Raw genomic sequence first — 21475 nt, 5'->3', positions numbered from 1 at the left:
GTTTCTTTTTTCCGGTAAGTATAGCAGGAGTATCTCATACAGCGATAAGCCGCCGCCCGTTATAATTGCGAAAAAATATAGCTTCAAACGGGGTCTGCGATGACGAAATATATCTTTGTAACGGGCGGGGTACTGAGTTCCCTTGGGAAAGGGATCACGGCTGCTTCCATCGGGGCGTTGCTGAAGCATTCCGGTAAAAAGGTCGGTATGCTCAAAATCGACCCCTACATCAACGTTGACCCGGGGACGATGAGCCCCCTGGAACACGGGGAAGTCTTCGTCACGAAAGACGGCGCGGAGACCGACCTCGACATCGGGAACTACGAGCGCTTCCTCGATACCTCCTTCCTCAAGAGCAGCAACTTCACGACGGGGCAGGTCTACAGCTCGGTCATCGAGCGCGAACGTGCCGGGGGGTACCTGGGGCAGACGATCCAGGTCATTCCGCACATCGTCGGCGAGATCGTCGACCGGATCAAATCGGCGGGCGAAGGACACGATATTCTCGTCGTCGAGCTCGGCGGGACCGTCGGCGACATCGAGGGACAGCCGTTCATGGAGGCCGTGCGCCAGATGAAGCATGACGAGGAGGTCTCCGGTACCTTCTTCATCCACGTTACCCTGATCCCCTACATCAAAGCCGCCGGCGAGCATAAGAGCAAGCCGACCCAGCACTCGGTCCAGGAGCTGCGCCGTATCGGTATCACCCCGCAGATGATCATCGCCCGCAGCGAACACGCCCTGCCGAAAACTTTCAAGAAAAAGCTCGCCTTCTCCTGTGACGTTCCCCAGGACAGTGTCATCGAGGCACTGGATGCGCCGAGCGTCTACGCGGTGCCCATCAGTTTCATGCATCAGAATATCCTGCCTCCGATCGCCAAGGCGCTGGAGCTGGGCGAGCTGAACCCGGACATGGAGCAGTGGGACGCACTGGTCAAGAAGATCGTCTCCCCGCAGGAGCGCATCAGTATCGGCTTCGTCGGCAAGTACCTGGAGCTCAAAGAGTCGTACAAGTCTCTGATCGAGGCGCTGATCCACTCGGGCGCGCACCTGGATACGAAGGTCGATTTCTGCTGGGTTGACAGCGAGGAGATCGAGGAGCGCGGCGCAGAGACGCTGCTACAGGACTGTGACGCCGTCCTCGTCGCCGGGGGCTTCGGTTCACGCGGGGTGGAAGGCAAGATCCAGGCGATCAACTATGCCCGAACAAACAAAGTGCCCTATCTCGGGATCTGCCTCGGCATGCAGCTGACCCTCGTCGAGTACGCCCGCAACGTATTGGGCTACGAGGACGCGAACTCCATCGAGTTTGACGAGGAGACGGCGCACCCGATGATCTACCTGATCGACAACTTCATCAACCAGAGCGGCGAGACCGAGCTGCGCACCCACAAGTCGCCGATGGGCGGGACGCTGCGCCTGGGCGAATACCCCTGTGACACGAAAGAGGGTTCTTTGCTGCGCGAAGCCTATAACGGCCAAAAGACGATTTTCGAGCGCCACCGCCACCGTTACGAGGCGAACCCGACCTATCGCAAGGAGCTCGAGGATGCCGGTATGATCGTCACCGGCGAATCCAACGGCCTGATCGAAGCCGTCGAGATCCCGGCGCACCCGTGGTTCCTCGGTGTCCAGTTCCACCCGGAATTCACCTCGCGTCTGCAGACGCCGAACCCCTCCATTCTCGCCTTTGTCAAGGCGGCGCTGGCCCATGCCAAAGGCGCCTGACGCTCCGCTGCTGGACAAGCGTGCCCTGGAGGCACTGCTGCGTTCGCGTTTTGCCTCCGGTTTTTCCAAACTCTCCGATATCCCCGACCCCGCCGGTCTGACCGATGCTTCAAAGGCCGCGAAACGGATCGCCGATGCCATCCGCAAAGGCGAACGCGTTGCCCTGGTGGGGGATTACGACGTCGACGGCGTGACCGCCACGGCGATCACGACCCTCTTTTTCCGGCAGATCCCCTATCCGCTCGAGGTGACCATACCCAATCGTTTCACAGACGGCTACGGAGTTTCCGAACGCGTGCTCGAGCGCATTGACGCCGACGTCGTGTTTACCGTCGACAACGGTATCAACGCCTTCGCGGCGGCGGAGGTGTGCAAAGCGCGCGGCATCGATCTGATCATCACCGACCACCATACGCCCTCCGAGAAACTGCCTGACGCCTACGCCGTCGTCGACCCGAAGCGCGCTGACGACCACTACGCTTTCCCGGAGATCTGCGGGGCGCAGGTGGCATGGTTGCTGATGGCGCTGATCAAGAAGGAGCTGGGGCTCTCCATCGATATGGGGCAGTTCCTCGAACTCCTGGCTCTGGCGATCATCGCCGACGTGATGCCGCTTATGGGGATCAACCGTGCGATCGTGCAGGCGGGGCTCGCCCAGATGGAGCGCTCCGGCCGCCCCTTCTCCGTCATCGTCCGCGAAGCATTGGGGAAAACGAAACTGGGGGCCGAGGATATCGGTTTCCAGATCGCGCCGCGCATCAATGCCGCCGGCCGTCTGGAGGATGCTTCTTTGGCCCTGGAGCTGTTGACCGCGCCGGATGAGAAGACGGCCTTCAGGCAGTTTGAACTCCTGACGCAGCTCAACGTCATGCGCAAAGCCATCGAGGCGGAGGCGACGGAGGAGGCCATTGCCCTGGTCCGGCCCGACGACCGGGTCATCGTCGTCGCCCACGAAGGGTGGCACGAGGGGGTCGTGGGGATCGTCGCCGCGCGGCTGGTACAGCGGTTTGAAAGGCCGGCCATCGTGCTCAGTATCGAGGAGGGACGGGCCAAGGGGAGTGCGCGTTCGCTCGGCAACGTCAGCATCTACGACCTGATCGCCTCGCAGGAGGGGCTGCTTGAGAAGTTCGGCGGCCATATGATGGCTGCGGGGCTCTCCCTGCGCGCCGAGGATGTCGACGCCTTTCGCGCCGGGATCAACGCCGAAGCAGCAACGCTCGATCCGGAGGATTTCCTGCCGGTCGAAGAGATCGTCGGGCAGCTCGACACGGGCAGCGTGGATTTCGAACTGTTGGAGATCCTGGAGCGCTACGAGCCCTACGGCGAGGGCAACCCCCGCCCGCGTTTCCTGGCACGGGATGCCGAGGTCGTCGGCATCCGCTACCTCGGCAGCGACGGGGACCACTCCAAGGTCAGCCTGCGGCTCTTCCGGCACGAGCGCGAGACATATGACCTCATGGCCTTCCGGCGAAAGCTGGAGCGGCCCGAGAGCGGCCGTCTCACCTGCAGCTATACCCTGGCCCGAAACGAATGGGGCGGACGGGTCTCCATCCAGATGATGCTTGAACGCCTCTACGGCTAGGCATCAGCCGATTTAGCGGTACTTTTTTCTTACGCGTTTTTTCTGAGGATTTTTGCAGGTGTGCAGTGAGGAGCCCGAGCGGCGTCAGGCCGCTTTGAGCATATGGGTTTTGAGCCCCTCTTCGTTGAGGAGTTCGGCATCGTACTTGATGATAATGAGGCTTTCGGTTTCGTTGACGTAAAAGTCGGAGATCCCCTCCATCCCTTTGAGTGACGGCACTTTGGCTTTGTCATAGGATTCGAAATCGAGGAAGAGTGTCGCGCGCAGCCCCGGGTTGCGCATGCCGAGGATCCAGAGGAACCAGAGCACCGATGCGCTCATGACGAAGATCGCGACCCCCTCTTTGGAGAAGTGCTGGTAGAGGGCCCCGCCCAGCGCCCCGCCGATAAAGATGCCGACGTAGGCAAAGGTATTGGCGACGCCGAGGGCCGCACCCTTCTGATGTACCTTGGCGAATTTGCTGACAAAGCTTTGCAAGAGGGGCTCGAACATGTTGAAGCCGATGAAGAAGAAGACGGCGCCGACGGCGAAGGCCCAGAAGGAGGTTGTGAAGCCCATCAGCGCGAACGCGGCGATGATGAAGCCGATGGAAATGAGGAAGATCTGCTTGCCCTTGGCGTATTTCTCGCCGAAGACGGCCGCCGGCCCCATCGCGAGGATCCCGAAAATAACGGCGGGGAGGTAAACCTTCCAGAACTCCATCGTGCCCATGCCGAACTGCTGTTTCATGATGATCGGAATCAGGAAGAAAGCGATGGCCATCGTCGAGCTGTGGAAGAGGAAGGTGATGTACATGCGTACCAGCTCTTTGTCCTTGAAGACATGCTTGATCTGCGCCTCGTCCTCGCTATAGTGGTGGACGATCTGCGGCGGTTCCGGCACGGCGGTGAAGAGGATGACGAGGGCGGTGATGGAGAGGATCGCGGTCAGCCAGAAGAGCGCGGAGACGGACCAGACCCCGGCGACGAGCGGCCCGATGATCATGGAGGCGGCGAAGCTCATGGCGATGACCATCCCCATCACGGCCATGGCGTGGGCGCGTTCGTCCTCGCGGACCTGGTCGGCGATCATCGCGGTGACGACGGAACCGATGGCGCCGGCACCCTGCAAGAAGCGGCCGAGCAGGAGCCAATAGACGTTCTCCGCCGATGCGGCGATCACGGAACCGGCGGCGAAGATGAGCAGCCCGACAAGGATCGTCTTTTTACGGCCGAACTTGTCGCTCATCGCCCCGAACGGGACCTGTAAAAAAGCCTGGGTCAGGGCGTACCCCCCCAGGGCAACCCCGGCGAGGAAGGGGGTGCCGCCCGGCAGCTCCAGGGCGTATTGCGACAGGACGGAGAGGACAATAAAAAGCCCGAAAAAGCGCAGGCCGATGATCATGCTCAGGGGGAGGGTTTTCTTCATGATGGTTTTCATCAAGCATCCTTGGAAGGAAAAATCCCAACATTATAAGAAGAAATACTTAGGGCGTGTGTTTACTTTAGGTACAACAGGGGGGTTTATTGTTCGTTTAAGCTGGTGCGTCATCCCCGCGGATTTTGCGCAGCCACTCCCCCATTTTCTGCTCATAGCCGATGGGCTTGAAATCGACAAAGTGCAGCGGTTCTGTGAGATACTCCTGCGCGACCCAGCCGCCGTAGTCATGGGGGTACCGGTAGTGTTCGTTGAACTGTTTGATCGTCGGCGGGGGATCAAGCAGGACGCCGTCCCTGATCGCCTGCTGCGCCGTGTTGATCGCATTGTAGGCGCTGTTGGACTTGGGGGAGGCGCAAAGGTAGATGACGGCCTGGGCAAGGATGATCCGCGCTTCGGGGTAGCCAATCTGTTTGACAGAGGTCATCGCGGAGGTGCAGAGCGTCAATGCCTGGGGGTTGGCGTTGCCGACGTCCTCGCTGGCAAGGATGACGAGGCGGCGGGCGATGAACTCGGGCGGTTCGCCCCCCTCGATAAGGCGTGCGAGGTAGTAGACGGCCGCATCGGGGTCGGAACCGCGGATCGACTTGATCAGCGCCGAGGCGAGGTCGTAGTGCTCCGTCGCTTCGGCGCTGCCCCGGCTCTGGGCGGCCGGGCGCAGGCTCTGCAGAAGGTCGCGGTCGACATCGTTGCGGATCGCCAGGGCGAACTCCAGCAGTTTCAGCATCGCCCGGGCATCTCCGCCGCTGGTGCGGATCAGGTAGTCGCGGGCCGCCTCGTCGATCGTACACTCCGACTGTACCACCGCCTTCTCCAGAATCGTTCCCATCGCCGTTTCGTCCACGGGTTTCAGCTCAAACAGCATCGAGCGCGAGCGCATCGCCGCCGTCAGCGAGAAGTAGGGGTTTTCCGTGGACGCACCGATGACTAACACGCTGTTAGTCTCCATAACGGGCAGCAGAACCTCCTGCTGGTTCTTGGCCAGGCGGTGCACCTCGTCGATGAAGAGGAGCGGTCTTGTCAGCGCGTTTTTGTACTGGTCGAAGATCTTGCGCAGCTGCTCGATCTTCAGCGAGGTCGCGTTGAATTCATAAAAGGGGAGGTCCATCACCTTGGCGATGATGCGGGCGATCGAGGTCTTCCCCGTACCGGGGGGGCCGTAAAAGAAGGTGTGGCCCAGCGCGTTTTTTTCGCAGAGGGTCCGCAGCGGCGCGTCGGGGGCGCTCAGGTGCGGCTGTCCCAGCAGGGCGTCGAAGGAGTCGGGGCGGAGCAGCGCGGTGAAGTCCATTCCTAGCCGGCGATGATCTTGATCATGACTTCGCGCGCCTCGCGCGGACCGTCGAATTCGGCGAAGAGCACGCCCTGCCATTCGCCCAGCAGCGGGCGGCCGCCGACGACGGGAATGGTGATGCTGACGCCGGTACGCGCGGACTTGATATGCGCCGCCGCATTGCCGCCGCCGTGGGCGTAGCGGACATTGTCGGGGGCGATCCGCGCGAGCGATCCCAGCAGGTCGCGCTGCAGCCGCGGGTCGACGTTCTCGGAGAGCAGAATACCTGTCGTCGTGTGCGGGGTAAAGATGACACAGATGCCCTCTTTGACCCCCGAAGTGATGACGGCTTCCCTGACGTCGTCGGTGATGTCGGTGATCTCCGTTTTGCTTTTGGTGGTGAGTGTCAATGTTTTCACTGTTTCTTCTCCTCTTCTTTGATGAAGTCGCGCAGGCTGGCATACTCGCTGCGCGAAAGGAAGCGGGTTTTCCCTGTCGGCAGGTTGTTGAGTTCGATCCCGCCGTAGGCCAGTCGCTTCAGGTCGGCGACTTCGGCGCCGAAGTGGGCGAAGAAGCGGCGGATCTCGCGGTTTTTCCCCTCGCCGATGGCGATCTTGAGGATGGAGTAGTCGTGGCGGTTCTTCTGGACCTGGTAGGCGTAGAAAGGCGCGAAGGTCATCGCCTCGATATCGTTTTTGGCGTGCGCACCTGCCGAGGCGTCGTCAAGGTGCATCCCTTCCCGCATCGCCTCCTCCATCGCTTCGGTCACGGGCCCTTTGATCTTGACCTTGTAGACCCGCTCCAGCGCGGAGTGCATCAGCACGGAAGCGACACGGGGGCTGTCGGTCAGCAGCAGCAGCCCTTCGGTGGCGTAGTCAAGCCGCCCGACGGGAATGAAGTGTTTATAAGGTTTCTCCAGGGTGTCGTAGATGGTACGGCGCCCCTGGGGGTCTTTTTTGGTGACGAGTTCACCGCGGGGCTTGTTGTAGACGATGACGGTCATCTTCTCGACGGTACTGACTTTTTTCCCGCTGATATAGACCTCGTCGTTCTTTTCGTCGACCTGGGTGGCCGGGTTGGTGACGATCTCGCCGTTGATGCGGACATACCCATCCTGGATGGCACGGTCGGCCTCGCGGCGGGAATAGGTGGAGTGGTGGGAGATAAATTTGTTAAGGCGCGTCATGCGATCCCCTTTTCGACGAGGTCGTGCAGGTGAAGCACGCCGTGGATGTGGCCGGCCGCATCGGTGACGATGAGCAGCTGGATCTTCTTCTCTTCCATCAGCACCAGGGCATCGCTGGCGAGCATTTCGCTCTCTCTGACAGTCCGCGGTTCGGGGGTGGCATAGGTTTTTGCCGCCGCATTGATGTCAAAGCCGGGGCGCATCAGGGCGCGGCGGAGGTCCCCGTCGGTCAGCAGACCGCGCAGCGTGCCCTCGCTGCCGGTCAGCAGCACGGCGCCCAGACGCCCCTCGCTCATCGTGACGATGGCCTCTTTGAGCGGGGTGTTCTCGTCGGTGACGGGCAGCTGCTCCTTGCGCATGACGTCCGCGACCTTGACGAAGAGTTTCCGGCCGAGACTGCCGCCGGGGTGGAAGGAGGCGAAATCCTCTTTTTGGAAGTCCTGGGCTTTCATCAGGCAGACGGCCAGGGCGTCGCCGACGGCGAGGGTCAGGGTCGTCGAACTCGTCGGGGCGACGCCGAGGGGGCAGGCTTCGCGTTCGACGCGGATGGGCACGAGCACGTCGCTGTAGCGCCCCAGCGTCGATGCGGCGCTGCGCGTCAGGCCGATGAGCGGAATGTCGAACCGCTTGATGTGCGGCAGGATGGAGCTGAGCTCCTCGCTTTCGCCGCTGTAGCTGATGGCAAGGACGGCATCCTCCTTGCCGATCATCCCCAGGTCGCCGTGCAGGGCTTCGGTGGGGTGGAGGAAGAAGCTCGGGGTTCCCGTCGAGGCCATCGTGGCGGCGATCTTGGCGCCGATCAGGCCCGATTTACCTACCCCCGTCACGATCAGTTTGCCGCGGGTTCCGAGGATAAGGTCGACGGCGAGGTTGATGCTCTCATCAAGGGCTTCCGAGGCCGTTTTCAGGGTGTCGGCCTCGATTGCGAGCACCTCGCGTGCTACGGGAATATAGTTTTGTTTCATAGAGAGATTATAACTGAAATGTCGTTAAGGCTGGGATGTTTAGGCAGGCGCTAGTGGCGCGCCTTGCGGATGGTGGCTAGGACGACCTTGGCGAGGCCGAGTGCCTTGGAGCGGTGGGAGATGCGCTTCTTGATCTCGCCGTCCAGTTCGCCGAGGGTCTGTTCGTAACCCTGGGGGATGAACATCGGGTCGTAGCCGAAGCCGCCGTCGCCGCGGGGGGTGTCGATGACTTTCCCGTGCATCCAGCCGTGGACGGTGTATTCGCCTTCGCGGCAGACGATGCTGATGGCGGCGGTGTAGAAGGCGGGGGACTCGGTGAGGCCTTTGGCCTTGAGGGCCTCGACGAGCTTGTTGAGGTTGTCCTTGTCCGTCGCGCCTTTGCCGGCATAGCGGGCGCTGTAGATGCCCGGGGCGTTGTCCAGGGCTGCGACGCTGATGCCGCTGTCGTCGGAGAGGACGATGGCGTCGGGGTCGTTCAGGGCGTTATAGACGGTGCGCGCCTTGATCAGCGCGTTGGCGGCGAAGGTGTCGCCGTCCTCGACAATCTCGCCGAGGTCGACGAGGTCGCTGAAGGCGACGACCTCGAAGCTGTCGCAGAGCTGGGCGATCTCACGGATCTTCCCCTTGTTGGAGGTGGCAAGTACGAGCTGCATCTTCTCTCCCATCGTTACAACCGGTCGAGCCGGATGACGCGCACGACGGTTCCCGCGTCCAGCGGGCCGTCGCTCTCGTCGGTGATCATCAGGGCGGCGTTGTCCAGCATATTGGTCAGCACCGCGGAGGAGGCGGCCTTTTTCTCTTCGAAATCGACGAGGTAGCGCCCGTCGCTCAGGCGGAGGTTGCAGGTCGTGAATTCGCTTTTGTTTGAGCGCTTGTTGAAAGGCTCGGCCAGGGTCGCCTCGACGACGGCGTGGCCGGGGTCGCGCCCGAGCATCCTGCGGATGAGCGGCAGGGCATAGAGAATGAAGGTGACCGTCGAAGAGTATGCGAAGCCGGGCAGGGCCAGGATAAACTGGTTGCCGCGCTGGGCGACCATGACGTGCTGCCCCGGTTTCATCCGTACCCCTTTGAAGATAACGGTGGCGCCCAGGGCCGGAACGACGTCCTTGACGAAGTCGTAGTCACCGACGCTGACCCCGCCCGTACTGACGACGATGTCGCTGCACGCGAGCGCGTTCTCGAAGGCGGCCGTAATGTTCTGCCGGTCATCCTCGGCGGTACCGAGCTGAACGACTTCCGCGCCGGCGCTCTGGGCGAGGGCGGCGAGGGTATAGTTGTTGGAGCTGCGGATCTGCGAATCGGTGCGTTCGCGTTCGCCCAGGTCGAGGATCTCGCTGCCGGTGGAGAGGACGCCGACGCGGGGGCGGCGGGCGACGGGGATCATGACGCGGTTCAGTCCCGCCATCACCCCGATCTCGGCATAGCCGATGGCCGTGCCGGCGGGGATGAGGATCTCGCCTTCAAAGTAGCTCTCGCCGACGGGACGGACGCTGAACCCTTCGCGCACGGGGGTATCGATACGGATGGCGCCGTTGTCGACCGTGACGTTCTCGATGGGGATGAGGGTGTCGGCACCCTCGGGCATCTTGGCGCCCGTGAAAGTCTTGAGGGCAATGCCGCTGCGGACGGCTTCGCGGCCGTCACTGCCCGCGGGGTTGTCGGTGCGGGAGAGGGCGATCGTCCCTTGACTCTGGTCGGCGGCCACGATGGCATAGCCGTCCATGGAAGCCGTCGGGTGGCGCGGGTAGTCCTCGTCGGCGACGATATGTTCGGCAAGAATGCGCCCGAGCGCGTCGGGCAGGGCGACCTTCTCGACGCGGACGCGGCCGGTGTCGAGGGAGAGCAGGCGGTCGACGGATTCGGTATAGGAGAGGAAACTCATGACTCACCCCCGGCCAGCAGCCCGCTGCCTTTGATCGCCGTGGAGCGGTCGTCGGCGTAGACGCGTTCACCGTTTACGAGGTCATACTTCCAGATGGGGGCGCTGGCTTTGAAATCCTCGACGAACGCCTCGATCATCTCCAGCGCGACGCGGCGTTTCGGGGAGAAGACGGCGGCAATGTAGGAGGATTCGTGCAGGAGAACGTCGCCGCGGCTGTGGGCCATCTTCACGACGGCGCCCCGTTCGGCGGCTTTTTCCTGCCAGGCATCGAACCAGCTGTTGAGAATAGGTTCGTAGATGTCGAAGCTCAGCCCCTCGATGCCGTTCTCGTCGCGAACGGTCCCGACAAAGGGGATGTAGGCGCCGTAGTTGCTCTGCGCCTCCTCTTCGTACCAGCGTGTCAGCAGTGCGGGCACGTCGAGTGCCCCGTCAAAGAGTTCCAGCACGCCTCAGCCTCCGCAGACCGGCGGAAGCAGGGAGACTTTGTCCCCGGATTTCAGTGGCGTCTCGAGGCCGGCAACGAGGGTGTCGTTGACGGCGACGGCGCTGTTCTCCAGCCAGGGGGCGAGTTCGGCGTCCTCGCGCAGGGCCTTGGCGACGTCGGCGAGGGTGGCGGCTTCCATTTCGATGGCCGGTTTGTTGATCGGCCCAAGGAATTCGATACGAACCATAGTGGTAATCCTTATGAAAACAAGTCCGTGATTATAACAAAGCGGAGTTGAGGACGGGTTATTTCAGAGGAGGCGCCGTATAATTGTTAGCTTTATTTCAGGAGGGACTATGCGTTTTGGCCGGATCGAATATCTGAATCTGCTGCCGTTTCACGTCTTTATGAAGCGTTACCTGCGTTCATCGCAGTCGCAGATGATGCTGCGTCACGGGGCGAACGTGCCCTCTGCTATCAACCGTGCCTACCGGGCGCGCAAGATCGATGCCGCGTTCATCTCCAGTATCCGGGCCAAGGGGCAAAAACATCTGAACCTCGGGATCATCGCCGACGGCCCCGTGCAGAGCGTCCTGTTGATCCCCTCCGAAAGCCCCCAGACAGATACGGCCTCGGAGACCTCCAACGCCCTGACCAGGGTACTGGGGCTTGAGGGGAGGGTCATCATCGGCGATCCCGCATTGCGGGCCTACCTGGAGGGGGTCGAGGCGCTGGACCTGGCCGAAGAGTGGCACAAGCGCTACGGTCTCCCTTTTGTTTTCGGACTGTTGTCGTACCAGGCGAACGAAAAACAGATGCGGCGGCTCGCCGATGCATTTGCCCGCCGTCCCCAGAAGATCCCGCAGTACCTGCTCAAACGCGCTGCCGCGCGTACCGGTGTCCGGCCGCAGGATATCCTCGCTTACCTGGAGGGGATCCACTACCGTATGGACCACCGTTCCCTCCGCAGCCTCCGCCTTTTCTGGCGCCTCGCCGAGCAGGCGCGCTGATCGCGCTTTCCGTTTGAAAAAGCGGGGCGCGCTTATGCTATACTCGATCTAATGAAATATTGGCTCGCAGCGATCGTATTATCGGCCTTTTCGTCCCTCGCGATGGGGCAGGAACCCATTAAGCCTCTGCCCAGGAGTGTGGTGTACGATCACGCCAAGGCGGCCCTGGGACGGCAGCTCTTCAGCGATACCCTGCTCTCCAGCGACAAGACGGTGGCCTGCGCCACCTGCCACAGTTTCGATTACGGCGGTGCGGATCCCCGCCCGGTCTCCATCGGGGTCGGGGGGAAAACGGGCAGCGTCCAGTCACCGACCGTGTATAACGCCCGCTACAACTTCAAGCAGTTCTGGAACGGTCGCGCGGCGTCGCTCATGGAGCAGGCCAGTGGCCCGATCCACAACCCCGTCGAGATGGGGATGCAGAGCACCATGATTGCGCAGCGCCTCAATGCGGATCCCGATTATGTCAAAGCCTTTGCCGCCGTTTACGGCGAAGGAGAGATCACCTATGAGCAGGCGATCGAGGCGATCGTGGAGTTTGAAAAGGCGCTGGTGACGCCCGACAGCCCTTTCGACCGCTTTTTGCGGGGGGAAACAACCCTTTCCCCGCTGGAGCTGGAGGGGTACCAGCGGTTCAAGGCTTACGGCTGCATTACCTGCCATAACGGGGTCAACATCGGGGGGAACTCCTTCCAGAAGATGGGCCTTTTTGTCCCCTATGAGCACGACGAAGCGGCACCGGACCTGCATGCCGTGACGAATAAACGCCGCCATATGAATGTCTACAAGGTCCCGACCCTGCGCAACATCGCCCTGACGGCACCCTATTTCCACGACGCTTCCTCCAAGACCCTGACCGACGCAGTCCAGAAGATGAGCTACCATAACCTGGGGGTCGAATTGAGCGACAAGGACGTCCGGGCAATCGTGGCGTTCCTCAAAACGCTGACCGGCGAGCGTCCGGAAGTGCTCCGATGAGCGCACGGCTCCGGCAGATCGGCTGGAAGCCCTTCCTGGCACTGGCGGCCGGGGTGGGGTCGTTTTCGCTCCTGCTCTATTTTTACCTGTCGCAGCGCCATGTCGAGTACAACTTCCGGGAGGTCCGCGGCCATTTCCATACGATCGACCGTAACTACCACCGCCTCAATTACGAGATTCTGCGCAGTTCGCTCTTTGCCTACTCCAACCAGGACGAAATCACGGGCGATCTTAATACGCTGAAGGATGAATACGAGGCGCTGCGGAAGAATGCGTTTCTTGAGCGCAGTGCCTACAGGCGGAGCCACCGCTCCCTGGTGCGCCTCGGCGAAGCGTTGAACCGGTACGAGTCGATGCTCGACGATTTTATGATGCTCAATGCGGGGATCAAGAACTCCTTCGTCTACATCACATCGCTTTCGGCGGACAAGGTGAAGATGTTCGAAAACGATCCCATGACCTATGCCCGGATCCTCTCCGTCATCGCGGAGGTCTCCCAGGCCCGGATCCTTTTTGATGCGACATTCCTGCATGACCTGAACCGGGAGGTGGAACCGCTGGGCGAGCTCTCAGGCATGTCAAAGGCGCAGGCGGCCCTGATCCGAAGTTTCATGCTTCACGTGCATTACATCGCCGCAAACTATCCGGGATTTGTGCAGAACGTGAACCGGATCGAGACCTTCAACCTCGATCAGCGGATCGTGGAGCTGGAGACGAACTTCCTTGACGAGGCGAAACGGGATTACGAGATGCTCGACCGTTTCGTTGTCATTCTGGCAGCGCTCTTCCTGACGGCCCTGGTCCTGGTCATGGGCCTGCTGATCCGCGCCGGGAACGAGAACCGCCGTTTGCGGGAACTCGAGGGGGAGCTGCGCCATGCGATCAGTCATGACCAGCTGACCGAGCTGCTCAGCCGCAGCCGTTTCGAACAGCTCCAGGAGCAGTTCGAAGCGCCTTACCTTCTGCTGCTCAACCTGGACCGCTTCAAGCACGTCAACGATTTTTACGGCAGCGCTGCCGGCAATGCGATTCTCAAGGAGATCGCCCTGCTGATCCGCCAGCCGGTTTTGGAGCCGTTCCACCCCTACTACTTCCGTCTTGGAGGGGATGAATTCGGCGTAGTGCTCCAGGGAATAGATGCCGATCGCGCGCGGCAGATGGGCCGTATGCTGAAAAAAAGCATCGAAGGCTACACCTTTTTCGTGGACGATATCGAGGTCTACCTGACCGTTTCCGTCGCGGTTAACGGCGTAGCGCCGCTGCTGGAGAATGCGGACCTGATCCTCAAGTACGACAAAGCACGCCACAGCGAGGGTGTGCTGTTTTTCTCGGAGGAGCTGCACCTTAAAGAACAGGCAGCCAGGAACATCGCCACGGCCCATGAGCTCAAAAGAGCCCTCGACCGCGATGCCATCGTACCGTGGTTTCAACCCATCGTGCAGCTGCAAAGCGGCGAGGTTGCCAAGTATGAAGCCCTGGTGCGGATGGTGGGGAGCGACGGCAGCGTCAGCGGCCCGGCGGCCTTCTTGGAAACGGCGATGCAGACCCCCTACTACCGCCGGATCACCGAAGTGATGGTCCATAAGGTCTTCGAGGCGATGGAGGGGTACGATACCCGCTTCTCCATCAACCTCGGGATGCGCGACCTGGCTGATGAAAAGATGGTCTCCATGCTGCTCTCATTGCTGGAGACCTATAAAGAGCGCGCCGGCCGCCTGGATATCGAACTGCTGGAGAGCGAAGAGCTTGACGACCTTGAAGCGGTCAAGACGTTCATCAAGCAGGTCAAGGCCTACGGCTGCCGGATCGCCATCGACGATTTTGGCATCGGGTACTCCAACTTTGCCTACCTGATGGAGCTGGATATCGATATCCTGAAGATCGACGGTTCACTGATCACGAAGGTCGTCGACGACGAGATGACCCAGCGTACCGTCAGGACCATCGTCCGTTTCGCTAAGCAGCTCGGATTCGAGATCGTCGCGGAATTCGTCGAGAACGAGGAGACCATCGCCGTGCTGCGCAGGATGGGAGTCGGGTACGGGCAGGGGTACCATTTCGGGCGTCCGGCAGCGGCACCGGAGGAGTCGACATCTATTTCAAGGAGTTAATATGAGCCCGGAAAGCCAGCTCGGCGCGGTCTGTTCGCAGCTGCTAAATCCCCAGGACCTGGAGATCGGTGAGGAGCTGCTGACGGCGCTGCGGCAGACGCCCATCGTCACCCAGATCACGCTTGCCGAAGGGAAGGCCGCCGTCCGGCTCTATTCCCGGGAGCAGCTGCTGCTCTCCGACATTACGCCGATCCTGCATGACTTCGCCTTCGTGGTGGTGGATGAAGTGACCTATACGGTCGAACCGGACGGAAAGGCGGTCCACATCTGCCGCTTCAATCTTCAGGTGGACGATACGGAGGCCTTCGCCCGGGCCAAAACGAATATCGAGTCGGTCATCACCGATTCGCTGCTGGGGCGGACGTTCAGCAGCTGCCGGATCTATTCACTGGTCTACAAGCAGAACCTGAGCCTGCGCCAGGTGACGCTGCTGCGGGCCTTTATCGAGTACATCAACCAGGCGGTGCCGTCGATCAACTTTGACACGATTTTGCATACGGTGACCCGGCACGATGAACTGTCGGCCATGCTGCTGCACTATTTTGCCGCGCGCTTCAACCCGGAGGTCAAAACGCGGACCCAGAAAAGTACGGAAATAGAGGGGATCGTCGCGGAGGCGATCAAGGCGGTCCCCGACATTATGGACGACCGGATCCTTAAACTGCTTTTCGCGATGCTCGGCGCCATGAGCAGGACCAACTACTACCTGGAGCGCGAGGCGATCGCGTTCAAGCTCGATATGACGAAGTTCGCCGAACACCTGCGCGGGATCCAGCCGCGCATCGAAGCCTTCGTCTACCACAAGGATTTCAGGGGCCTGCACCTGCGCATGGGCAGGATCAGCCGCGGGGGGCTGCGCTGGAGCGAGCGCTACGACGACTACCGCACCGAGGTGCGCTCCTTGATGGTGACCCAGGAGGGCAAAAACGCTATTATTATCCCCGACGGGGCGAAAGGCGGCTTCGTCATTGACAAGCCGCGCAGCGAGATCACGAAGGTGCTCTTCACGGATATTTACAGCGCCTTTATCGAGAACCTGCTGGACCTGGTCGATAACGTTGAAGAGGGCGAGACTGTGCATGACGAGCGTATCGTGGCCTATGACGGGGAGGACAGCTACTTCGTCGTCGCGGCGGACAAGGGGACGGCGGCGATGAGCGACACGGCCAATGCCATCGCATTGAAACGGGGTTTCTGGCTCGGGGACGCCTTTGCCAGCGGAGGGAGCAACGGATACGACCACAAAGCGATCGGCATCACGGCCAAAGGGGCGATGCGTTCGACGCAGCGCTTCTTCCTTGAACGCGGCATCGACCTCTATAACGATCCCATCAGCGTCGTCGGCATCGGGTCGATGAACGGCGATGTTTTCGGGAACGGGGTGCTGCTTTCCCGGGCGTTCAAACTGCTCGGCGCGATCTCCCACCGGGAGATTTTCGTCGACCCCAACCCCTCGCCGCAGGAGGCGTTCGAGGAGCGTAAGCGGCTCTTTGCCGCCAAAGACGGCAGCTGGGGGGCATACAAGAAGGAGCTGATCTCCAGCGGCGGCGGGGTCTGGGAACGCAGCGAGAAGGCGATCGCGCTCAGCGACGAGATCCGGCGGATGCTCCAGACCCAGGCACGCTACATGAGCGGGGAGGAGCTGGCCCGGGCGCTGCTGTGCATGAAAGTCGATCTGCTCTTTAACGGCGGGGTCGGTACCTACGTGAAGCACTCGGAGGAGAGCGACCTGGAGCTGGGGGACAAGCAGAACGAATCGGTGCGGGTCAATGCCGCGCAGCTGCGCTGTTTCGCCGTCTGCGAAGGGGGGAACCTCGGGTTTACCCAGCGCGCCCGCATCGAATACGCCCTGGGCGGCGGGAAGATCAACCTCGACGGCATCGACAACGCCGGCGGGGTCGACACCTCCGACCACGAGGTCAATATCAAGATCCTGCTGGAGTCGCTGAGCCGAAAAGGACTGCTGGACCAGCAGAGCCGTGCGGAAGTACTCGGGCGCCACAGCGAGCAGGTGGAGAACAGCGTACTCTGGAGCTGCTACCGCCAGGCGCTGACGATCTCGCGCGACGAGCAGCTGAGCCGGATGTACCTGGAGGATTTCCAGGAGGCCATCGACGTGATCGCCGAGGAGAACCCGGTCTTCAACCGCCGCGACTTCTATATCCCGAAAAAAGAGAATATTTTCGAAGTGCTCTCCGCGGAGGACGGGGGGATCGTACGTCCGATCCTCGGCTCGCTGCTCTCCTACGCGAAGATTTTCATCAAGCAGCTGATCATCGACACGCCGCTGATCGATGAGCAGTTCGCCCAGCGCTTTTTATACAAATATTTCCCCAAGGCCTTTGTCAGCGCCTATGAAGAGGAGATCCGCCACCACCCGCTGCGCCCTCAGATCATCGCGACGATGATCGCCGATATGGTGATCAACGACCAGGGCGTCTCTTTCGTGCGGGATTACCGGCGGCTGGGGAAGGCGCGTTTCCTGATGAAAATCCGCGCCTACCTGATCTGCAACGCCCTCTTCGGGGCGAACGACATCCGCCACACGATCTTCCGTTCGGATTATACGATGCCGGTGCGCCAGCAGTACGCCCTGCTGGACCAGATCGAGCACGTGCTCAATTTTGCCACGCGCTGGATGGTCAAGTACGTCGACGTCGAATCGATCGACAGCCTCCACTTCATCGAGCACAAAGAGGAGCTCTTCGAGATGCTCTCGAAGATCAAACCGAAGCAGCCGCGGATGCTGATCGAAGGGGACGATACTTTCAACCGCTTCTTCGACGTGCTGGAGTATCTGCGTTTCGCGGTCGCGGTCATCATTACCAAAGAGCAGAGCAAACACTCTTTCAGTGACGTCGCAACGCTCTTCTACCTTGTCATCGAGCGTTTCGCGATTCTGCGGATCATCAATATCCTCAACGCGTTTGACCTCAAAGACGAACGGGATCTCAATCTGCGGCGGCAGCTGCTGCAGTTCGTGGAGTACATCGCCGTCCACTATACGAACCGGATTCTGGCCTTTCAGCGCATCAACGAACCGCCGATGGAGGCGTTCGAGAATTTCCTGGCCAACGACCAGGAAGCGTTCGCCGATATCCTCGAGTCGATCACGGCGCTGGAGGCGAATCCGAAGCCTTCGCTCCGGGACGTTACCCTCCTGGTCAATCTGCTGATGACCTCGGTGATCTAGCGCCTATTCGGGCTGGCAGTCGACGCAGATGCGCTCGGCGAGCGCCTTGCGGTAGGCCTCGATATCGAAGTCTGCCGCGCGGGCGACGCCCGTATGGATCGCCGCCGCGGCGACGGCGCTGGAGATTTCGACGATCAGGCGTTTGTCGAAGGGTTTGGGGATGAGGTAGTCGCGGCCGAAGGCGAGTTCGGTGCCGTAGAGTTCGTTCAGGTAGGCGGGGACCTCCGTGCGGGCCAGGCGCGCCAGGGCCTCGGCGGCGGCGATCTTCATCTCCGTATTGATCGCTTTGGCGCGTACGTCGACGGCCCCGCGGAAGATAAAGGGGAAGCCCAGGACGTTGTTGACCTGGTTGGGAAAGTCGCTGCGCCCGGTGGCGACGATGGCATCGGGACGGGCCTCGCGGACCAGCTCCGGCATGATCTCCGGGGTAGGGTTGGCGAGGGTAAAGACCACCGGGTTTTCGGCCATGCGCATGACGTCTTCGGTGGTGAAGGTGCCCGGGCGCGAAAGGCCGACGACGACGTGGGCCCCGTCGAAGGCGTCGCTTTGGCTGACGGGGACTTTGATGGCGAACTCCGTTTTGTAGACATTGAGGTCGCTGCGTCCCGTATGCACGACGCCCTTGGAGTCGATCAGGATGATGTTCTCCACGCCCAGGTAGCGGTAGAGGCGGGCGCAGCTGATGGCGGCGGCCCCGGCCCCGACGATGACGATACGCAGGCTTTTGATGTCGCGTCCCGTCAGGCGGCAGGCGTTCATGATGCCCGCGGCGCTGATGACGGCGGTCCCGTGCTGGTCGTCGTGCATCACGGGGATGTCGAGGCGGGCGGCAAGGCGTTTTTCGATCTCAAAGCACTCAGGCGCCTTGATATCCTCGAGGTTGATCCCCCCGAAGGTGGGGGCGATCGCCTCGACGACGCTGCAGAAGCGCTCGATATCCTTCGTATCGACTTCGATGTCGAAGGCGTCGAGGTCGCTGAACTTCTTGAAGAGGACCGCTTTGCCCTCCATGACAGGCTTGGAGGCCTGCGCGCCGATATCGCCCAGACCGAGGACCGCGGTACCGTTGGAGACGACCCCGATCAGGTTCGCCTTGGCCGTATAGCGGTAGGCATCCTCGGGATTCTTTTCGATGGCGAGACAGGGGACGGCGACCCCGGGCGTGTAGGCCAGGGAGAGGTCGTGCTGGCTTTTAAAGGATTTCGTCACGCCGATGGCGAGTTTGCCGGGGGTGGGTTCGGCGTGGTAGGCGAGGGCCTCTTCGTTGGTAAGAGGGGTGGCCATGGTAGCTCCCTTTAGTTGAGTTGGGCGGTCAGTCCGGCGATGCGGGTGAGCGTCTCTTCGCGGCCGATGGACGCCATGATGGTGTCGACACCGGGGCCGGAGAGTTTGCCCATCAGCGCCAGGCGCAGCGGCATCCCGATCTTGCCGAAGCCGATCTCCATCTCGGAAACGACCGTTTCCATCAGGGCGTGGTAATCGGTCGGGAGGTGAAGTTCGGACGTGGCTTCGACTTTGGCGGCAAAGGCTTCCAGGACGGCTTTCGAGTCGGGCTTGACCGCTTTCTTGAAGGCTTTCTCGTCGTAGGCCGTCGGTGCGGTCAGGACCTCTTTGACCATTTCAGCGAGTTCGACCAGGGTCTTGGCGCGCTCTTTGAGCGCGTCGAGCAGGATCTCTTTTTTGTCATGGGCCTTCAGATCGACGCCGAAGGGGAGCAGCTCGTGGGCCAGCGCATCGTTGGCGAGGTTCTTGATGTAGTGGGCGTTGAGCCAGTCGAGTTTCTCGGTGTTGTAGATGGAGGCCGACTTGTTGATCGTATTCGGATCGAAGAGTTTTTTCATCTCCTCCATAGAGAAGATCTCCTGGTCGCCGTGGCTCCACCCAAGGCGCACAAGGAAGTTGAGCAGGGCTTCAGGCCGGTAGCCGAGGCGTTTGTACTCCATCACGTCCGTTGCGCCGTCGCGCTTGGAGAGTTTCTTGCCTTCGCTGTTGTGGATCATCGGGACATGGTAGAAGGCGGGGGCTTTGAAGCCCAGGGCTTCGTAGACGATGAGCTGCTTCGGCGTGTTGGAGAAGTGGTCGTCCCCGCGGATGACCTCGTTGATGCCCATGAGCGCGTCGTCGACGGCGACGACGAAGTTGTAGGTAGGCGATCCGTCGGCGCGGGCGATGATGAAGTCGTCGAGGATGTCGTCGACGTTGAAGGTAACCTCGCCCTTGATGCCGTCATAGACGGTGATAGTCCCTTCCGTCGGGGCCTTGATACGGATGACGGGATCGACGCCTTCGGGCGGTGTGCCGGTAAAGTCGCGGTATCGTCCGTCATAGCGAGGGCGTTCCTTGCGTGCTTGCTGTGCTTCGCGCAGGGCGTCAAGTTCCTCTTTGCTCATGTAGCATTTGTAGGCCTTGCCCTCTTGGAGGAGCTGCTCGATATACATCTGGTAGACACCCATACGCTGGGACTGGTAGAGGATCTCGCCGTCATGTTCGAGGCCGATCCATTCGAAAGCATCGACGATCGCCTGGGCCGCAGCCTCGTTGTTGCGGCTTTGATCGGTGTCTTCGATGCGCAGAACGAATTTCCCGCCGTTGCGGCGGGCCCAGAGCCAGGAGAAGAGTGCGGTACGCAGTCCCCCGATATGCAGGTATCCGGTCGGACTGGGGGCGAAGCGGGTGACAACCATGGTAAGCAAGCCTTTTTTTGGCGCCATTATAACTCATTACGGTTTGGAGGTAGGAAAAGCGTGGAACCTTGAGGGCTTTCACGGCTTTTTGCGATCGGCCGGGGCGATGCGGGAAGAGGGGGCATCCGCAGCGACATCAGAGCCCCAAGAGCGTCCATTCAACAAAAACGGGTAAAATGGTGCCTTTCAATCAGGAGATCTCTTTGCAAAAAACAGTACTGCTTTTCATACTTTTTACCGTAGCGTTATATGCACGGATGGTCGACGGTGTCGCCATCCTCGTCAAGGAGGAACCGATCACCCTCTACGCCATCACGCAGAAGATGCAGGAGGGCGGGATGACGCAGGCACAGGCCGTCGATGCCTTGATCCGTGAGAAGCTGGAAAGCCAGGAGATCGCGCAGCGTGATCTCAGCGTCAGCGAGACGGAGCTGCAGGAGCGGATCAAGCAGATCGCAGGGCAGAACAACATGACGACGGCGCAGCTCTTTGACGCGGTCTGGAAGAGTGAACATCTCAGCCGCAGTGCTTTCGAAGCGAAGCTCAAACAGTCGATGCTGACCCAGAAGCTCTACAGCGCCGTCGCAATGGCGAATATGGAGGAGCCGGGTGACGAGGAGATGCGCGAATATTACCGCCTGCACTCGGAGAAATTCTCCCACCCCGAAACCTTTGACGTCACGGTCTACCACGCGTCGGCGCAGGGGGCGTTGAAGCGCAAGATGGACAACCCGATGCTGATGCTTCCCGAGGTAACGATGCAGGAGGCTTCACTGCCTTATGCCAAGATCGAGCCTCAGCTCGCCGCCCTGCTGATCAAAACGGAGATCGGCGCGTACACACCGATGCTTTCCGACCCGAAAGGGGGGTTCGTTTCATTTTATATCCGCAACAAAAGTCTCCCGGTCATGCAGCCGTTTGAGACGGTGAAGATGCAGGTGCAAGAGGAGATGATGGCCGATGCACGGGAACAGACGCTCAAAGACTATTTCAACCGTGCCCGCCTGAACGCCGAGATCACCGTTATCCGCCTGCCGAATCCCTGA

At 60.9% G+C, this 21475-nt stretch carries 18 protein-coding genes; 7 read left to right on the top strand and 11 right to left on the bottom strand.

Going from position 1 to position 21475, the window contains the following annotated elements:
* Positions 1–99 precede the first annotated feature (99 nt).
* A complete protein-coding gene (locus tag ACM66T_RS12790; RefSeq protein WP_416768632.1) occupies positions 100–1728 on the top strand; it encodes a CTP synthase in 1629 nt (542 codons plus the stop codon).
* On the top strand, positions 1712–3310 hold the full coding sequence (gene recJ / locus ACM66T_RS12785; RefSeq protein WP_231019428.1) for a single-stranded-DNA-specific exonuclease RecJ: 1599 nt from the start codon (positions 1712–1714) through the stop codon (positions 3308–3310). The genes ACM66T_RS12790 and recJ overlap by 17 nt, the downstream gene beginning before the upstream one ends.
* Before the next feature lie 84 nt (positions 3311–3394).
* Here the strand turns inward: recJ and ACM66T_RS12780 are convergent, their stop codons facing one another.
* The 9 genes from ACM66T_RS12780 to ACM66T_RS12740 form a co-directional block, all read right to left on the bottom strand.
* The gene (locus ACM66T_RS12780; RefSeq protein ID WP_349636717.1) at positions 3395–4729 is read right to left on the bottom strand and encodes an MFS transporter; all 1335 of its coding nucleotides are present in this window, start codon (positions 4727–4729) and stop codon (positions 3395–3397) included.
* A gap of 94 nt (positions 4730–4823) precedes the next feature.
* On the bottom strand, positions 4824–6014 hold the full coding sequence (locus tag ACM66T_RS12775; protein WP_231019427.1) for a replication-associated recombination protein A: 1191 nt from the start codon (positions 6012–6014) through the stop codon (positions 4824–4826).
* Between the two features lie 2 nt (positions 6015–6016).
* Positions 6017–6415 carry a secondary thiamine-phosphate synthase enzyme YjbQ gene (locus ACM66T_RS12770; RefSeq protein ID WP_416768631.1) on the bottom strand — a complete coding sequence of 133 codons (399 nt, stop codon included), beginning with the start codon at positions 6413–6415 and terminating at the stop codon, positions 6017–6019.
* Positions 6412–7182 carry a pseudouridine synthase gene (locus tag ACM66T_RS12765; protein ID WP_416768630.1) on the bottom strand — a complete coding sequence of 257 codons (771 nt, stop codon included), beginning with the start codon at positions 7180–7182 and terminating at the stop codon, positions 6412–6414. The genes ACM66T_RS12770 and ACM66T_RS12765 overlap by 4 nt, the downstream gene beginning before the upstream one ends.
* A complete protein-coding gene (locus tag ACM66T_RS12760) occupies positions 7179–8147 on the bottom strand; it encodes a KpsF/GutQ family sugar-phosphate isomerase (protein ID WP_416768629.1) in 969 nt (322 codons plus the stop codon). Before ACM66T_RS12760 ends, ACM66T_RS12765 begins: the two co-directional genes overlap by 4 nt.
* A 50-nt stretch (positions 8148–8197) precedes the next feature.
* Positions 8198–8800 (bottom strand): RdgB/HAM1 family non-canonical purine NTP pyrophosphatase, encoded by a 603-nt coding sequence (gene rdgB / locus ACM66T_RS12755; protein WP_231019423.1) that lies wholly within the window; start codon positions 8798–8800, stop codon positions 8198–8200.
* A 14-nt stretch (positions 8801–8814) separates the two neighbouring features.
* Positions 8815–10029 (bottom strand): gephyrin-like molybdotransferase Glp, encoded by a 1215-nt coding sequence (glp, locus tag ACM66T_RS12750; RefSeq protein WP_231019422.1) that lies wholly within the window; start codon positions 10027–10029, stop codon positions 8815–8817.
* Entirely contained in the window at positions 10026–10475 is a 450-nt protein-coding gene (locus tag ACM66T_RS12745; RefSeq protein WP_231019420.1) for a molybdopterin synthase catalytic subunit, read from the bottom strand. The genes glp and ACM66T_RS12745 overlap by 4 nt, the downstream gene beginning before the upstream one ends.
* Before the next feature lie 3 nt (positions 10476–10478).
* Positions 10479–10700: a MoaD/ThiS family protein gene (locus ACM66T_RS12740; protein ID WP_231019418.1), complete on the bottom strand. Its 222-nt coding sequence runs from the start codon at positions 10698–10700 to the stop codon at positions 10479–10481.
* A 109-nt stretch (positions 10701–10809) separates the two neighbouring features.
* Here ACM66T_RS12740 and ACM66T_RS12735 point away from each other — a divergent pair, with 109 nt between their 5' ends.
* From ACM66T_RS12735 to ACM66T_RS12720, 4 genes are read left to right on the top strand one after another with little or no spacing between them, the layout of a single operon-like run.
* Positions 10810–11463: an MqnA/MqnD/SBP family protein gene (locus tag ACM66T_RS12735; protein ID WP_231019417.1), complete on the top strand. Its 654-nt coding sequence runs from the start codon at positions 10810–10812 to the stop codon at positions 11461–11463.
* Between the two features lie 51 nt (positions 11464–11514).
* Complete coding sequence (locus ACM66T_RS12730; RefSeq protein ID WP_231019416.1) at positions 11515–12441, top strand: cytochrome-c peroxidase; 927 nt, start codon at positions 11515–11517, stop codon at positions 12439–12441.
* Positions 12438–14552 (top strand): EAL domain-containing protein, encoded by a 2115-nt coding sequence (locus ACM66T_RS12725; protein WP_231019415.1) that lies wholly within the window; start codon positions 12438–12440, stop codon positions 14550–14552. The genes ACM66T_RS12730 and ACM66T_RS12725 overlap by 4 nt, the downstream gene beginning before the upstream one ends.
* A 1-nt stretch (position 14553) precedes the next feature.
* A complete protein-coding gene (locus ACM66T_RS12720) occupies positions 14554–17745 on the top strand; it encodes an NAD-glutamate dehydrogenase domain-containing protein (RefSeq protein ID WP_231019414.1) in 3192 nt (1063 codons plus the stop codon).
* A 3-nt stretch (positions 17746–17748) separates the two neighbouring features.
* Here ACM66T_RS12720 and ACM66T_RS12715 read toward each other — a convergent pair whose 3' ends face one another.
* Positions 17749–19029: a malic enzyme-like NAD(P)-binding protein gene (locus ACM66T_RS12715; protein WP_231019413.1), complete on the bottom strand. Its 1281-nt coding sequence runs from the start codon at positions 19027–19029 to the stop codon at positions 17749–17751.
* A gap of 11 nt (positions 19030–19040) precedes the next feature.
* A complete protein-coding gene (gene gltX, locus ACM66T_RS12710; protein ID WP_231019412.1) occupies positions 19041–20429 on the bottom strand; it encodes a glutamate--tRNA ligase in 1389 nt (462 codons plus the stop codon).
* Between the two features lie 203 nt (positions 20430–20632).
* On the opposite strand from gltX, the gene ACM66T_RS12705 reads away from it, so the two are divergent.
* On the top strand, positions 20633–21475 hold the full coding sequence (locus ACM66T_RS12705) for a peptidylprolyl isomerase (RefSeq protein ID WP_231019411.1): 843 nt from the start codon (positions 20633–20635) through the stop codon (positions 21473–21475).

It is taken from the genome of Sulfurimonas sp. ST-25, assembly GCF_048079205.1.
Lineage (GTDB): Bacteria > Campylobacterota > Campylobacteria > Campylobacterales > Sulfurimonadaceae > Thiomicrolovo > Thiomicrolovo sulfuroxydans.
This window is presented reverse-complemented; position numbering and strand designations above follow the sequence as displayed.

Coding starts and splice junctions, on each gene's coding strand:
- recJ (WP_231019428.1), top strand. CDS start 1,712: ATGCCAAAGGCGCCTGACGCTCCGCTGCTGGACAAGCGTGCCCTGGAG.
- ACM66T_RS12775 (WP_231019427.1), bottom strand. CDS start 6,014: ATGGACTTCACCGCGCTGCTCCGCCCCGACTCCTTCGACGCCCTGCTG.
- ACM66T_RS12760 (WP_416768629.1), bottom strand. CDS start 8,147: ATGAAACAAAACTATATTCCCGTAGCACGCGAGGTGCTCGCAATCGAG.
- ACM66T_RS12790 (WP_416768632.1), top strand. CDS start 100: ATGACGAAATATATCTTTGTAACGGGCGGGGTACTGAGTTCCCTTGGG.
- ACM66T_RS12725 (WP_231019415.1), top strand. CDS start 12,438: ATGAGCGCACGGCTCCGGCAGATCGGCTGGAAGCCCTTCCTGGCACTG.
- ACM66T_RS12765 (WP_416768630.1), bottom strand. CDS start 7,182: ATGACGCGCCTTAACAAATTTATCTCCCACCACTCCACCTATTCCCGC.
- ACM66T_RS12780 (WP_349636717.1), bottom strand. CDS start 4,729: ATGAAAACCATCATGAAGAAAACCCTCCCCCTGAGCATGATCATCGGC.
- ACM66T_RS12730 (WP_231019416.1), top strand. CDS start 11,515: ATGAAATATTGGCTCGCAGCGATCGTATTATCGGCCTTTTCGTCCCTC.
- gltX (WP_231019412.1), bottom strand. CDS start 20,429: ATGGTTGTCACCCGCTTCGCCCCCAGTCCGACCGGATACCTGCATATC.
- ACM66T_RS12720 (WP_231019414.1), top strand. CDS start 14,554: ATGAGCCCGGAAAGCCAGCTCGGCGCGGTCTGTTCGCAGCTGCTAAAT.
- ACM66T_RS12740 (WP_231019418.1), bottom strand. CDS start 10,700: ATGGTTCGTATCGAATTCCTTGGGCCGATCAACAAACCGGCCATCGAA.
- rdgB (WP_231019423.1), bottom strand. CDS start 8,800: ATGCAGCTCGTACTTGCCACCTCCAACAAGGGGAAGATCCGTGAGATC.
- ACM66T_RS12735 (WP_231019417.1), top strand. CDS start 10,810: ATGCGTTTTGGCCGGATCGAATATCTGAATCTGCTGCCGTTTCACGTC.
- ACM66T_RS12715 (WP_231019413.1), bottom strand. CDS start 19,029: ATGGCCACCCCTCTTACCAACGAAGAGGCCCTCGCCTACCACGCCGAA.
- glp (WP_231019422.1), bottom strand. CDS start 10,029: ATGAGTTTCCTCTCCTATACCGAATCCGTCGACCGCCTGCTCTCCCTC.